The following is a 14,943-nucleotide window of genomic DNA, read 5'->3' as shown; positions in this document are numbered from 1 at the left end:
ATTAGCGATTATGTCAACATTAGCAGTTCACGATCACGCGGTAGCACATCACGAGGGAGATCACGGACATCATAAAGCAACTTTCTTAAATACGTATGTATTTAGTATGGATCACAAGATGATCGCCAAGCAATTCCTGATAACAGGTATTAGCATGGCTGTTATCGCCATGATGTTATCTATCCTTTTCAGGATCCAGTTAGCTTATCCCGAAACATCATTCCCTTTAATGGAAACCTTATTGGGCCGTTTTGCGCCGGGTGGCCGTTTAGATTCTAACTTTTACCTTTCCCTTGTAACTATACACGGTACCATCATGGTATTCTTTGTATTGACGGCCGGTTTAAGCGGTACTTTCGCCAACTTATTAATCCCTTTGCAGATAGGTGCGCGTGATATGGCTTCGCCATTTATGAACATGCTATCTTACTGGTTCTTTTTAACGGCGAGTATCATCATGTTATCATCGTTTATGGTCGAGAAAGGCCCTGCAAGCGGTGGTTGGACAATCTACCCTCCGTTATCTGCATTACCTAAAGCGATGCCGGGTTCAGGAATGGGCATGACACTGTGGCTCATTAGTATGGTATTCTTTATCGCATCATCATTGATGGGGGGCATCAACTATGTGAGTACCGTATTAAATATGCGTACTAAAGGTATGGACCTTTGGAAAATGCCATTAACTATTTGGGCTTTGTTCCTTACAGCTGTATTAGGTGTATTGGCCTTCCCGGTATTGGTTGCAGGTGTGGTACTTTTAGTATTTGACCGTAGCTTTGGTACCAGTTTCTATTTATCAGACATTGTATTGAACGGAAGCCAGGTGCAGCCGTTTGAAGGTGGTAGCCCGATACTGTTCCAGCACTTATTCTGGTTCCTGGGCCACCCCGAGGTTTATATCGTAATAATGCCTGCGATGGGTATCTCGTCAGAGGTAATGTCGGTAAACTCGCGTAAACCTATCTTTGGTTACCACGCAATGGTTTACTCTTTGATCGGTATTACCGTATTATCGTTCATCGTATGGGGTCACCACATGTTTGTGACGGGTATGAATCCGTTTTTGGGTGGTGTGTTCATGATCACTACTTTGATCATCGCGGTACCATCGGCAGTAAAAACATTCAACTGGTTAGCTACCTTATGGCGCGGTAATATCCGTTTTACAGCGGCTATGTTGTTTGCTATCGGGATGGTATCCTTCTTTATCTCCGGTGGTTTAACAGGTATCTTCCTGGGTAACGCCGCTTTGGATATCAACTTACACGATACTTATTTTGTTGTTGCCCACTTCCACCTAGTGATGGGTTCGGCAGCTATATTTGGTATGTTGGCCGGTGTGTACCACTGGTTCCCTAAAATGTTTGGCCGTATGATGGATGAGCGTTTAGGTTTCCTGCACTTCTGGTTAACATTCATTGGTGCGTACCTGGTATTCTTCCCGATGCACTTTATGGGCTTAGATGGTGTGCCACGTCGCTACTACGCATTCACCGAGTTTGAATCGATGAAACAATGGTTATCGGTAAACGTATTTATCACATGGGCGGCAATCATGTCGGCTTTGGCACAGGTAGCTTTCTTGTTTAACTTTATTCACTCTATATTCTGGGGTAAAAAAGCAACACAAAACCCTTGGCAGGCAAACACCTTAGAGTGGACAACGCCTGTTGAACACCTACATGGTAACTGGCCTGGCGAGATCCCAACCGTTTACCGTTGGTCATATGACTACAGTAAGCCTGGTGCCGAAGAGGATTTTATACCGCAAACAGTTCCGTTTTCTCAAACGATGAGTTCAAACTTACCGCATGACTTTGAAGATAACCCAATTGGTTTAGAGGAGCACGCAAAATGGACAAGTACTCAAAAGCGTAACGAAGAAGTAAAATAATATTTTATATCGATCTGATCTTTTAGGGTACCTGGGCCGGATAAATATCCAAGGCAGGTACCCTAATTTTTTAGAAATAATTAGATGAGCATAAACGCATCCGGGAGCACGTTTCTAAAATTAAACCTCATAACCATCATCCTGCTATTTGTTTTGATACTGGCAGGGGGTGTGGTGCGCAGCACCGGATCAGGTATGGGCTGCCCCGACTGGCCTAAGTGTTTTGGCAGATATATCCCACCTACAAGTGCCGCCGAACTACCTGCTGACTACAAAAATAGCTATACCGAGAAGCGCTTGGCAAAAAACCAGAAGTTTTCTAAAATGCTGGATGCATTTGGGTATGACAAGCTGGCCACCCGCTTGCGTAACGACAGATCTATTTTAGTCCCCGAAGAATTTAACAGTGCCCGCACCTGGACGGAGTACATCAACCGTTTAATCGGCGCTATATCGGGTATATTCCTGCTGCTGGTGGCGATATACTCGTTCAAATACAGCAAAACAAACCTGAGTATTGTAATACTCAGTGTATTTAACCTTTTATTGGTAGGTTTTCAAGGATGGTTAGGCTCTATTGTGGTATCAACCAATTTAGTAGCCTGGATAGTTACGGTACATATGTTACTGGCGTTGGCCATATTGGCCATAAGTATAGCCACCTATCACATGGCCCGTACGACAGGGCGGTATAAAATACAGGTTAAGCCGGTGATAGCAGTTGTCACACTAATCGTTTTAGCCTTAAGCATACTGCAAATAACATTCGGTACCGAGGTGAGGGAAAAGATAGATGCCATATCGAGCCATTTGGAAGGAAGCTACCGCGATAGCTGGGTAAGCCGCGCCGGTGCTATATTTCATCAACACCGGGATATGGCGCTGGTTGTGTTAGCCTTAAACGTTGTATTGTATGCCTTGATCCGTAAAGGGTTTAGCAGGCATTCGTTACAGCAGCAAATCATGAGCTTTAGCTTTCTGATGATCATGCTGCAGATTGTGACTGGTATATTGCTTTCATATTGGGCGTTGCCGCCGTACGCGCAGGCCATTCATATTGTACTGGCCAGCCTTGTATTTGGTGCCCAGTTCTATTTATTGTTGAATTTGTTCACCACGGTTAATGTGCAGGAGGCCCGCAAATGAAATGGAGTGATTTTTCAAAGCTGATAAAATTGCGTTTAACCTTTTTGGTTACCTTCTCGGCATCTATATCTTTTATTATAGCGGTAAAGGCAAACGGCGGTAACACATGGGGCTCATTATATAGTACCGTTATGTGGATCAACTGGATTAAACTGGTTGTCGGTGGCTTTTTGGTAACAGCGGCGGCAAACTGCTTTAACGAAGTTATTGAGGTTGACCTGGACAGGTTGATGAAACGCACCATGGACAGGCCAATGCCCGCAGGCCGAATGACAACCGGGCAAGGCTTGGTGTTGGGTTTAGGGATGGGTATAGCAGGCACTTACCTGTTAGGCAGCTTAAACTTGCTTACCGGCCTGTTATCTGTACTATCGATACTGCTGTACGCGTTTATATATACGCCGTTAAAACGCCGGTCGCCAATTGCGGTGTTTGTAGGGGCTATCCCCGGTGCATTCCCGGCGTTGATAGGTTATGTAGCAGGGCAACCCCATGGACGTATCGACGAGATAGCGCTGATATTATTCGCCATACAATTCGTTTGGCAGTTTGTGCATTTCTGGGCAATTGCCTGGGTGCTTGATGATGATTACAAGCTGGCAGGCTTCCGCTTGCTGCCAACAGGCAAAAGGGATAAGACCAGTGCAGTAATTACTGTTCTGTTTGCTATTGTATTAGTACCGGTAAGCTTACTGCCAACTTTTTATGGTTACGGTGGTTACTATGTTGGCGGCGTATCATTAGCAATGAGCCTGCTGTTTTTATACCAGGCATTTAACCTGTTGCGTACGCTCGAAATTAAAGAGGCTCGCACGCTTATGTTTGGCTCCTTTTATTACCTGCCCATAGTGCAGTTGATGTTTTTATTTGATTTTGTAGAAAAAGTAAAATGATGGCGCAAGCACAACAAGACGATAAATTAAACCTGGCACCCAAAAAATTCAACATGTGGATCTTTATATTCACTTCGTTTATGTTTTTTGCGGCGCTAACCAGCGGCTTTATAGTATATAGCGGTGGCACGGGCCATGGCATAAATGCTAAAATGCCCAGTGCTTTTATGTATAGCACAGCGGCAATCCTATTAAGCAGTGTAACGATGTACCTGGCGTCTGCCGCAGCAAAGGGGCTGCAGTTTGCCAAACAGCGTATGTACCTTTGGTTGACTATTGCGTTGGCGGTGGTTTTCTTTGCCATACAGGTTTACGCCTGGTATGTATTGGTAACGCAAATGGGTATCTATTTTAGTAACCCAAATGCATCACAATCTTTTATATATGTATTCACCGGAATGCATTTAGTACACATTTTAGCCGGTATTGCTTTACTGGGCAACACGCTTTGGCGCAGTTACCGTAACACACCACAGGTTAAAAATTTGTTCAACATGCAGTTGTCCTCTATTTTTTGGCATTTTGTCGATATTATATGGATTTATCTGTATGTTTTTTTACTTTTGAACCAATATTAACAAACACATGAGTACACAGGTATCACAAATTGATGAAGTAAAATCGACGCCTTGGTCTGGAGGCAAATCTCCGTTTAATGTCGAGTACGGTAAAATGATGATGTGGTTTTTCCTTTTATCGGATGCCTTTACATTTTCGTCATTATTGATAGCCTACGGGTCGTTGCGTTTTAGCTCAAGCAGCTGGCCATCGGCTGATAAAGTTTTCCAGTCTGTACCGGGATTAGTAGATAGCGGCCAGCCACTTGTATTTGTGGGTATCATGACGTTTATTTTGATCTTGAGTTCGGTAACGATGGTGTTAGCTGTTGAAGCCGGCCATCGAATGGCACGTAAAGAAGTTATCACCTGGATGATACTGACCGTTATAGGCGGGTTTATGTTTTTAGGCTGCCAGGCGTTAGAGTGGTCGCACTTACACCACGAAGGTTTTTGGTGGGGGCACATCCCAACCGCAGAAGAATTAAAAACGGTATTTACGCTTAAAAATGGCGAGCTTCCGGTAGGTGCAGAAACATACGCGCAGCAATTTGCTAACTTATTCTTTACCATTACAGGTTTTCACGGATTCCACGTATTTAGCGGTGTTATCATTAATATCATTATTACCATCAACGTATTGCTGGGCACCTACGAAAAACGCGGAAGTTACCTGATGATTGAAAAAGTAGGCCTTTACTGGCACTTTGTTGATCTGGTATGGGTATTCGTATTTACTTTCTTTTATTTAGTTTAAAAATTTAAAGCTTATATATGTCATCAGAACCAACAGAAGTTCACCATGAAGAGCATGGTGAAGGAATGACCAAAAAAAGAATTGGTAAAATAGCTTTGATTCTTTCAGCTATTACAGCTGTAGAATTTTTTATAGCACTTATAATGGTGCCTAAAGGTATAATACCATTGCATGTTGCAAACCCCATTTATATAGTGTTAACACTGTTAAAAGCATTTTATATAGTTGCATTTTTTATGCACTTAAAATTCGAAAAAACAGGTTTAGCATTGGCCATCATCGTCCCAATATTGTTTATCATTGGTTTGATACTGGTACTTACAAATGAGAGCCACTACTGGGTAGACTTGCGCTTATAATGCCGAAAACAAGCATCCCGAAAAAAATAATAGTCCTGGTAATGATTTTAGCATTACCGGGATTTTTATATTATTTACTAACCGCAAAGGGTAAAAACAGGTATAAACCATTACCTTTTTACGGGCCTAAAGTGGTAGCTAAAACGGGGCATAAATTTCACGGCACTTATATCCCGGACACAATTTACCATAAGCTGGACGATTTTAAACTGACCGACCAAAACGGTAACACCGTATCATTTAAAAGCTACGATAAAAAGATCTTTGTGGCCAGTTTCTTTTATACGCACTGCCCGTCTGTTTGTGGTACGGTAAACAAGAATTTGAGTGCTTTGGCTGATGTGTACCGGAAGAATAAGATGGTGAATTTTTTGTCGTTCACGGTAGATCCTGATCGCGATACTGCGCCCGTTTTGAAAGCATACGCAAAAAGTTTAGATGCCAATAGTAAATGGCTATTCGCAACGGGTGATACAACCGTTATCTACAACCTGGCCCGCAAAGGCTTTTTGGTTGATGCCTTAAATGCAGGTAATGATAATTTTATTTTCAGCGATAAACTGATATTGATAGACGCAGAAAAGCGCATCCGCGGATATTACTCAGGTACATCAATGACAGATCTAACCCGCCTGAACGATGAGATAAAGGTGCTAATAGCCGAAGAACTGCGGAAAGTTGATAAAGCGCTTTACTAGCGTATAGAGTTGAGAAATAAGAGTCAAGAGGCAAGAGACCTTTTGATTGATAATAGTTATCGAGTCTTGATTCTTATGTCTTGACTCTCAAATCTTAAGAAGAATGACCGATAAATTTATATTCAGATTTGTAGCCGCCGTAACCGTTTTTGTAATTGTTGTGGTAATTGTGCTTAACCGCCACCTTATCCCCGGGCCTGCTACGCCCCCGGCGTTTACACCCTATCTGCCATTGCTTAACGCTGTGTTGAACGGCACTTGTAGCGTATTATTGCTGGTGTCGTTATACAACATTAAAAAAGGGAATATCACAGCGCATAAACGCATCAATATCCTTACGTTTTGTTTATCGTCCATTTTTCTGGTATCGTATATCCTTTTCCATTACCTGATGCGTAAGGATACGGTTTATGGCGATGTGAATGGCGATGGTCTGTTATCGACCGCTGAACGCGCGGATGCTGGTGGTTTACGTGCGCTTTACCTGGCTATCTTGATTCCGCATATTATCCTTGCCGCAGGTGTTTTGCCGCTCATTTTGTTAAGTTTTTACCGTGGTTTACAAATGCAGGTGGCAAAACATAAGAAACTGGTAAGATGGGCGTTTCCTATATGGTTATTTGTTACAGTATCCGGAGTTGTTGTATATTTGATGATCTCTCCTTACTATCATTTTTAGATCTATTCCCGACATGAAAAATTTAAAGTTTTTATACCTTTTTTTGGTTTTCGGTTTAATGTTATGCGCAGCGGCCCCTGCAAAAGCGCAGTGTGCCATGTGTAGTGCAACGGTAGAGACCAACGCTAAAAGCGGTGCAGGCACTACCAATGGGTTAAACAGCGGTATTATGTATCTTTTGGCTGCGCCTTATTTAGCAGTGGCTGTTGTCGGTTACATCTGGTATAAAAAATACCGCCGTAAAAACGTTAGCCTCGAAATGCGTAACGAGAAGCTGAACTTAAACTAAGCATCCATCCCGCTTTTATTCTTCTTTATTTTTTTATCTTTTCATTTAATTGATGATACAATCGCACACGCTTGATTTTTTAAAAGAGCTGGTTGAAAACAACAACCGCGACTGGTTCCAGGCCAATAAGGAAAAGTACGATCAGGCGCGCGAAAATATGATCGCATTCACTGCGGACATCATAGGTAAACTCCACAAGATCGACCCAACGGTAAGTGCCGACCTCGACGCAAAAAAATGTGTGATGCGCATTTACCGCGATATCCGGTTCAGCAAAAATAAGATCCCTTACAAAAACAACTTTGGTGTTAGTTTGCCTACCAATGGAAGCAAACTGGGTGGGGTAGAGTACTACCTGCATATCCAGCCGGGCAAATCATTCATTGCCGGTGGTTACTGGATGCCAGAAGCTGCGCACCTCAAAGCTATCCGCCAGGAAATTGATTATAATGCGAATGACCTGAAAAAGATCATAGACGCGCCACACTTTGTAAAACTGTTCGGCGAGTTCCGTAAACAGGATCAGCTCAAAACGGTTCCGCGCGATTACAGTGCAGAGAACGAAAATATCGATCTGTTGAAATTAAAAAGCTTTATAGTTTCGCATCCGCTAAAAGATAAAGAGTTGATGAGCGTTAGTGCGGCGGATCATATTGTTGAAGTATGTAGCCACCTTTATCCGCTTACAGTATTTCTGTGCAACGCTTTAGTATAAAACCCAACCTGCTATCATGAAAATCAAATACTACCTTTTCGCTATCATTCTCATAACAGCGCTGCATTCCTGCGTGGTTATGTCACCCAAAAAATACAAGGCATTAATTGCCGGTCGCGATTCGCTTGCCACCCGCTCGGCTAATTTAGAAACAGAGGCATCACAATTACGTAACGATACCGCCAAGCTTCACCAGGAAATTGCGCGCTTAAAAGGCAACTACGGGTCGCTCAACGAAAAATATAATGCCCTGAATACCGATCTGGACAAAAGTTCAAAAAAGGCAAACCAGTTAGCCGGCGATCTGCAACAGCGCGAAGCCCGTTTAAAAGAAGTAGAGGATATTTTGAAGAAACGCGACGCAGCTACCAACGCCCTGCGCGATAAGTTGTCTAAAGCACTCTTAGGCTTCCAGCAAAGCGGCCTTTCGGTTGACATTAAGAATGGAAAGGTATATGTTTCATTGACAGATAAGTTGCTATTCCCATCCGGCAGTATTGTTATTGACGATAAGGGTAAACAAGCCCTGAAGCAATTAGCAGTGGTATTGAATAAGGAGCAGGATATTAACATTGCCGTAGAAGGCCATACCGACGATAAAAAGATCAAGAACCTGGGCCAGATCAAGGATAATTGGGATTTGAGCGTGCTGCGCGCAACATCGGTATCGAGATATTTAACCGAAACCGAGAATGTTGACCCGCATAGGTTGACGGCTACGGGTAAGGGCGAGTTCCAACCGGTAGACCCTGCACAAACCCCTGAGGCCCTGGCCAAAAACCGCCGCATCGAGATTGTGTTGAGCCCCAAATTGGATGAGCTGTATAATTTGATCAGTAAGTAATTGCGCTTGGATTTACCATAGCGTACGCTGAGACTTGCAGCTCCCACATCCACAGAGTAATCTGAGACTAACTAATGTAATAAGCGTCTAAAGCTCCGTGTCCCTTTGTGTTTTTTCTTTATGTTCTCTATAGTATAATAAACTCCAAAGACAGATTCTAAGCCAAATAAATGTAAAACCGACATTTAAATATTTTTATACGGCTTTACAGTTAAAAAAACTTAGTAATTTCACATCTGTTTCTCAAATCCCCCTATATTAGTAACGTCCAATTAACACAAAACTCATCGGCCATGCCGCAAAATACCAAACATACCTATATCCAGATCCACCCGGCAGATAATGCTTTAGTTGCTTTAACCAACCTGTCTGCAGGCACCGTCATCAATTTTAACGGTGAAGAGTTTACATTGGTAACCCCCGTTGCCATGAAACATAAATTTACCGTTGGCCCGTTAAACATAGGCGACGAGATATTTATGTATGGCGTGTTAGTAGGTAAGGCTTGTGAATATATACCTAAAGGGGCAGCCATTACTACCGAGAATATCAAACATGCTGCCGATGGCTTTAAATTAGGCAGCCGCAAAACAGACTGGACAGTGCCCGAAATGGCATCGGCCTACAAGGACAGGACCTTTTTAGGTTACCACCGGGCAGACGGATCGGTAGGTACGGCTAACTATTGGCTGGTAATACCGTTGGTTTTTTGCGAGAACCGCAACATCAATGTTTTAAAAGATGCCTTATCGGCCAAGTTAGGCTTTGCCAAACCACGCGGTTACGAAAGCGAAGTGGATAGCCTGATAGAAATGTACCAGTCGGGCAAAACCGCGGCTGATATTTTGAACGCAGATCTGCAAACATCGCCCGAAGGGCAAGGCTCCAAAAAACTGTTCGAAAATATTGATGGTGTTAAATTCCTGACGCATGATATGGGTTGCGGCGGTATCAAAACCGATTCTGACGCACTTTGCGGCCTGCTGGCGGGTTATATTACCCACCCCAATGTTGCAGGTGCGACAGTGTTAAGCCTGGGCTGCCAGCATGCGCAGGCCGGGATTTTACAGGACGAGATCTTGAAGCGCGACCCTAACTTTAGCAAACCCCTGGTAATGCTGGAGCAGCAAAAAATGGGCACCGAAACTAAACTACTGCACGAAGCGCTTAAACAAACCTTTACCGGTTTAATAGAAGTGAACAAACAGGAAAGGAAACCTGCACCTATATCCAAACTCTGCATCGGGTTGGAGTGCGGCGGATCTGACGGTTTCTCGGGTATTTCCGCAAACCCTACGCTGGGATATATATCTGATATTTTGGTAAGTCTGGGTGGCAGCGTGATCCTGGCCGAGTTCCCTGAACTTTGCGGGGTAGAGCAAGAAATGAGTGACCGCTGCGCAACAGAAACGCAGGCCTTGAAATTTATGGACCTGATGCGTACCTACAACGCCAGGGCAGAAGCGGATGGATCAGGCTTTTACGCCAACCCTTCGCCCGGTAACATCAGGGATGGGTTGATCACGGATGCCATCAAATCTGCAGGGGCGGCAAAAAAAGGTGGTACATCGCCTGTAACAGCTGTTTTAGATTATCCGGAGAAAGTAACCCAACCCGGCTTAAATTTACTTTGCACGCCCGGTAGCGATGTGGAAAGTACGACGGCCGAGGTAGGCTCAGGTGCCAATATCGTTTTGTTTACTACCGGGCTGGGCACACCTACCGGTAACCCGATAACACCTGTAATTAAAGTGGCCACCAATACGGCGGTATTTAACAGGATGCCGGATATTTTGGATATCAATTGCGGTACCATCATAGAGGGCGAAGAAACCATTGCACAATCGGCAGCGCGGATGCTGGATTATGTGATTGATGTAGCAAGCGGCGTTAAACAACCCAAAGCTGTAATTTTAGGACAAGACGATTTTATCCCCTGGAAACGTGGGGTATCACTATAAAACATACTATGAAATTAATACGATACGGCGCAGCCGGTAAAGAAAAAACCGGGGTTATTATTAATGATATCAAATACGATACATCGGCGTTTGGCGAAGATTACAATGAGCAGTTTTTTGAGAACGATGGATTATCACGCTTAAAACAATTCCTTGCTGACAACGAGGGCAAGCTGAAGCAGGTTGCCGATGGCGAACGCTTGGGTAGCCCGGTGGCACGGCCATCAAAAATAGTTTGCATCGGCTTGAATTATAAAGACCACGCTGAGGAAACAGGCGCAGCATTACCGCCCGAGCCGATCATCTTCATGAAATCGACCACGGCACTGGTCGGCCCTAATGATGCGATCACGATCCCTAAGGATTCTGTAAAAACCGACTGGGAAGTGGAACTTGCCGTAGTAATTGGCAAAAAGGCCAGCTATGTAGAAGAGGCTGATGCGTTGGACTATGTAGCGGGTTATTGCCTGCATAACGATGTATCTGAACGCGAGTTCCAGATAGAGCGGGGTGGTACCTGGGATAAAGGCAAAGGCTGCGATACGTTTGCACCGGTAGGCCCGTTCCTGGCTACGCCCGATGAAATTGCCGATGTGCATAACCTGCGCCTTTGGTTAACGGTTAACGGGCAAAAAATGCAGGACGGCAGCACTTCCAACCTGATATTTAATATCCCTTATTTAATTGCCTATACCAGCCGGTTTATGACCTTATTACCGGGCGATATTATTTCGACAGGGACACCTGCGGGTGTAGGCCTGGGCTTTAAACCACCGGTATATTTAAAACCGGGCGATGTGGTTGAACTGGGCATAGATGGTTTGGGCACATCCCGCCAGGAACTGGAAGCCTATGTTAAAAATTGATAGTCACCAGCATTTTTGGTTGTATCACCCGGTAAAGGATGCCTGGATCACGGATGATTTAAAAGCTATCCAGCAAGATTTTTTGCCGGCCGACCTTTCGCCGATACTCGAGCAACATGGCATCGGCGGTTGCATAGCCGTGCAGGCCGATCAATCGGAAAAGGAAACGGAATTTTTAGTTGAATTAGCCAGGCAACACTCTTTTATAAAGGGGGTAGTGGGTTGGGTTGATTTGCAGTCAGAGGATATTGAAGAGCAGCTCGCGCGATACAATCGGCAACCGATCATCAAAGGGTTCCGCCATATTTTGCAGGGCGAGCCTGATGACAGGTTTATGCTGGGTGATCAATTTCAGCGTGGCATTTCGCTACTGCATAAATATAATTTCACTTACGATATCCTGATTAAACCGCAGCACTTGCCCTATGCAACAGAGTTGGCAGGGACGTTTCCCCAACAACGTTTTGTGGTAGACCATATGGCCAAACCATTGATCAAAGATCAGATATTGGACAATTGGGAGCAGGGCATCAAAGACTTAGCTGTACATCCCAACGTTTACTGTAAAGTATCGGGACTGGTTACCGAGGCAGATTGGCACAGGCATCAACCGGAAGATTTCAAACCATACCTGAATGTAGTGTTTGAGGCATTTGGTATCGAGAGGTTAATGTTCGGGTCAGATTGGCCGGTGTGTAATGTAGCGGGCGGCTATGATGCCGCCATAAATACGATAAGGGGTTATATAGGTCAGTTTGACAAAGCCGGGCAGGAAAAGTTTTGGGCAGGAAACGCTACAGCTTTTTACCGGCTGTAAGCGCAGTGGGGGCAAATGGCCACTCCTTATTCACTTTTGCCTTAATGAAATAGACGATAGTCCCCAAAACAATAGCACTCAAACCGCCTATAACCATATGGAACCCGGTAGAGATCAAGATGCCAAACCACATGATAATGGCCAGGTAAACAGGTAGCGGGAACAACGGCATTTTATAAGGGAATACCGTTTCTGTTCGCGCCTTTCTCAATAGCAGCAAACCCACTGCCTGCGATATAAACTGGATCAGGATGCGCATAGCCAGTATTGCGCTGATCACATCGCTTAGTTTAAACAGTAAACTAAATACAAAGGCAACCGCCCCTAAAAAAAGCAGGGAAATATGGGGGAAATTACCGGTTGGATGTAATCGGGCGAAGATCTTAAAAAAGGCACCATCTACAGCGGCGGCGTAGGGGATGCGGCTATAACCCAAAGTAGCCGAGAACACCGATGAGAAGGCAACTAATAATACCAAGCAGGTAATCACTTTTGCAGCGGTATCACCGGCCAGTTGTTGCATAAATTCGCTGATCACAAACTTACTGTCTTTAGCAACATGCCAGGGTATCACACTTACCACACTCACATTCATCAGCATATATAAGATAGCAATCCCGGCAATAGACAGGAACATACTGCGCGGGATATTACGCGATGGGTTGATGATCTCGCCGCCCAGGTGGCAAACGTTATAATATCCTAAATAGCTGTAAACGCTCTTCACACTGGCAAAACCAATGGCAGCAATAAAGGCATAATTAACAGTTAGCCCGTCGTTAATATGTTTAATAGGCGACAGGAAATTACCATGCGCTATCCCCCCGGCTATGATCCATAGCATGGTGAACAAAACGCCTACCCACATCACGATACTGATCTTGCCTATCGATTCTATTTTACGGTAAAGCAACAATACGATGCAGACCACTACCCCGCCGCTCATGATGCGGCTTTCCATAGGGGATAAGGGCAATAAATAGGAAAAGTAATAAGCAAAACCAATCGCAGCCGATGCAATAACCAGCGGCGCCTGGATCATGGTTTGCCACACAAACAAAAAGCTCATTAGCCGTCCCAGCCCGGTTTTGCCGTAGGTTTCTTTCAGGAAGTTATAAGAGCCGCCCGCCATCGGGAAGGCCGCACCTAACTCGCTCCAAACCATGGCATCGATAAATGACAGCAGTGCCCCGGCCAGCCAGGCGTATAGAAAGTAGGGGCCGTTCATCATCCCGATCACCATAGGGAGGGTTATGAATGGGCCAATGCCCACCATATCTGTCATGTTAATGGCGGTGGCATGTGCAAGGCCTAATCGACGTACAAGAGAAGTTTCGGCCATGTAAAAGTTTACCTATAGTTGGTGTGTTGTTGGATACAAAAATAACTTTAATGGGCTGTTAGCAAAGCTTGTCAGGTCAGCGGTTTGTAACAGTTTACAGAGGCGCGTTCCGTTTTTTCAAGTAAGCGTTCTGCTGGTGTTCCGTTTTTTAATTTTGTGTTCCGCAGTGTTCCGTTTAAAGCGGAACGCTATGATCGGGCTACAATTTTATAGTTTTTATACTCACCTATGCGCCAGCCGGTCCAGTCCTCAATTTTTTGAAGGGCCTTGCGCCTGAAATCCATACTTTTTTGCAACGGTTTCGTCCCGAAATCAATATTCCAGTTGGTGGCGTCTATCCGTTTTTGCATCACCGCAGGGTGTGTACCGGTAAATTTCACCAGCCGGTCGGCATTGCCATAGTCAAACTCGTAGGTTTCGGGAATGTGCTGCGCCACCCAAGCCTCGTCATGATAATACGAATTGAAATTCCTGATCTTATTGTTGAGGCTTTTAAGCGGTTTTGCCCAGCCGTAATGATAGATGTAAGCATCTATCAGCTTTACGTTAATCTTGCGGTCATCAAGCCGGAAACCCTGCGCATCCCGATAGGCTCGGATGCCTTTGATATTCTTTAAAAGCCTTATTTCGCGCCTGTACCACCGGCGCGAATCACCGTAATAATCATACGAGCCGTAAAAGTGCAGGTATTTAAACAACAGCCCCTCTATTTCTGAATTGGTAAGCGTAAGCTCCATTTCTTTACGGATGGTATCGTGGTACTTTTCGTGCACCAATTCATCGCCCTGGATGTAAAAACACCAATCGGCATCCGGCGATATGGCGGCGAAAGCCTTATCTGTTTCTACCGCGAACACCTTGCCACCTTCGCGTAACGACTCATCCCACACAGAATCAATGATCCTTATTTTGGGTGATGCGATAGCGGTGATCAACTCCCGTGTGCCGTCGTCAGAATTCCCTGCCATCACCACAAATTCATCGCAAAGCGGCAGGATAGAGGTAATGGCCTGCACCACCGGATAATCGTTTTTTACTGCATTCCTGATAAAGGTAAAGCCCGCCACTTTCATGCCCGCAAGATAATAAGAAATGTACTTAAAATAAGGCAATGGATCAGGCG

At 44.6% G+C, this 14,943-nt stretch carries 16 protein-coding genes; 14 read left to right on the top strand and 2 right to left on the bottom strand.

Annotated elements, in window-relative coordinates:
- Window positions 1-10: 10 nt before the first annotated feature.
- From IDJ76_RS06875 to IDJ76_RS06810, 14 genes are all read left to right on the top strand, one after another.
- Complete coding sequence (locus IDJ76_RS06875) at window positions 11-1,897, top strand: cytochrome c oxidase subunit I (protein WP_191162089.1); 1,887 nt, start codon at window positions 11-13, stop codon at window positions 1,895-1,897.
- Window positions 1,898-1,981: 84 nt separating this feature from the next.
- Complete coding sequence (locus IDJ76_RS06870) at window positions 1,982-3,043, top strand: COX15/CtaA family protein (RefSeq protein WP_191162087.1); 1,062 nt, start codon at window positions 1,982-1,984, stop codon at window positions 3,041-3,043.
- Entirely contained in the window at window positions 3,040-3,936 is an 897-nt protein-coding gene (gene cyoE / locus IDJ76_RS06865; protein WP_191162085.1) for a heme o synthase, read from the top strand. Before IDJ76_RS06870 ends, cyoE begins: the two co-directional genes overlap by 4 nt.
- Window positions 3,933-4,514, top strand: a complete 582-nt coding sequence (locus IDJ76_RS06860; protein WP_317173948.1) for a cytochrome c oxidase subunit 3 — start codon at window positions 3,933-3,935, stop codon at window positions 4,512-4,514. The genes cyoE and IDJ76_RS06860 overlap by 4 nt, the downstream gene beginning before the upstream one ends.
- 7 nt (window positions 4,515-4,521) lie before the next feature.
- Window positions 4,522-5,250 carry a cytochrome c oxidase subunit 3 gene (locus IDJ76_RS06855; protein WP_191162083.1) on the top strand — a complete coding sequence of 243 codons (729 nt, stop codon included), beginning with the start codon at window positions 4,522-4,524 and terminating at the stop codon, window positions 5,248-5,250.
- A gap of 17 nt (window positions 5,251-5,267) precedes the next feature.
- Entirely contained in the window at window positions 5,268-5,609 is a 342-nt protein-coding gene (locus IDJ76_RS06850) for a cytochrome C oxidase subunit IV family protein (protein WP_191162081.1), read from the top strand.
- Between the two features lie 41 nt (window positions 5,610-5,650).
- Window positions 5,651-6,307, top strand: a complete 657-nt coding sequence (locus tag IDJ76_RS06845) for an SCO family protein (protein ID WP_224746220.1) — start codon at window positions 5,651-5,653, stop codon at window positions 6,305-6,307.
- Window positions 6,308-6,410: 103 nt separating this feature from the next.
- Entirely contained in the window at window positions 6,411-6,986 is a 576-nt protein-coding gene (locus IDJ76_RS06840; protein ID WP_191162078.1) for a DUF420 domain-containing protein, read from the top strand.
- Between the two features lie 13 nt (window positions 6,987-6,999).
- The gene (locus tag IDJ76_RS06835; RefSeq protein WP_191162076.1) at window positions 7,000-7,275 is read left to right on the top strand and encodes a hypothetical protein; all 276 of its coding nucleotides are present in this window, start codon (window positions 7,000-7,002) and stop codon (window positions 7,273-7,275) included.
- Window positions 7,276-7,327: 52 nt separating this feature from the next.
- Window positions 7,328-7,990 (top strand): DUF2461 domain-containing protein, encoded by a 663-nt coding sequence (locus IDJ76_RS06830; protein WP_191162074.1) that lies wholly within the window; start codon window positions 7,328-7,330, stop codon window positions 7,988-7,990.
- A gap of 16 nt (window positions 7,991-8,006) precedes the next feature.
- Window positions 8,007-8,834, top strand: a complete 828-nt coding sequence (locus IDJ76_RS06825; protein ID WP_191162072.1) for an OmpA family protein — start codon at window positions 8,007-8,009, stop codon at window positions 8,832-8,834.
- 293 nt (window positions 8,835-9,127) lie between these two features.
- Window positions 9,128-10,795, top strand: coding sequence for a UxaA family hydrolase (locus tag IDJ76_RS06820; RefSeq protein WP_191162070.1), 1,668 nt, complete (start codon window positions 9,128-9,130; stop codon window positions 10,793-10,795).
- Window positions 10,796-10,803: 8 nt separating this feature from the next.
- A complete protein-coding gene (locus IDJ76_RS06815) occupies window positions 10,804-11,661 on the top strand; it encodes a fumarylacetoacetate hydrolase family protein (RefSeq protein ID WP_191162068.1) in 858 nt (285 codons plus the stop codon).
- Window positions 11,648-12,478, top strand: a complete 831-nt coding sequence (locus tag IDJ76_RS06810; RefSeq protein WP_191162066.1) for an amidohydrolase family protein — start codon at window positions 11,648-11,650, stop codon at window positions 12,476-12,478. The genes IDJ76_RS06815 and IDJ76_RS06810 overlap by 14 nt, the downstream gene beginning before the upstream one ends.
- Here the strand turns inward: IDJ76_RS06810 and IDJ76_RS06805 are convergent.
- The gene (locus IDJ76_RS06805) at window positions 12,456-13,820 is read right to left on the bottom strand and encodes an APC family permease (protein ID WP_191162064.1); all 1,365 of its coding nucleotides are present in this window, start codon (window positions 13,818-13,820) and stop codon (window positions 12,456-12,458) included. The genes IDJ76_RS06810 and IDJ76_RS06805 overlap by 23 nt on opposite strands.
- 188 nt (window positions 13,821-14,008) lie before the next feature.
- Window positions 14,009-14,893 carry a glycosyltransferase family protein gene (locus IDJ76_RS06800; protein WP_191162062.1) on the bottom strand — a complete coding sequence of 295 codons (885 nt, stop codon included), beginning with the start codon at window positions 14,891-14,893 and terminating at the stop codon, window positions 14,009-14,011.
- Between the last annotated feature and the right edge of the window lie 50 nt (window positions 14,894-14,943).

It is taken from the genome of Mucilaginibacter glaciei, assembly GCF_014773245.1.
Taxonomy (GTDB): Bacteria; Bacteroidota; Bacteroidia; order Sphingobacteriales; family Sphingobacteriaceae; genus Mucilaginibacter; species Mucilaginibacter glaciei.
The sequence above is the reverse complement of the archived record's forward strand: the minus strand, read 5'-3'. Positions and strand labels throughout refer to the sequence as shown.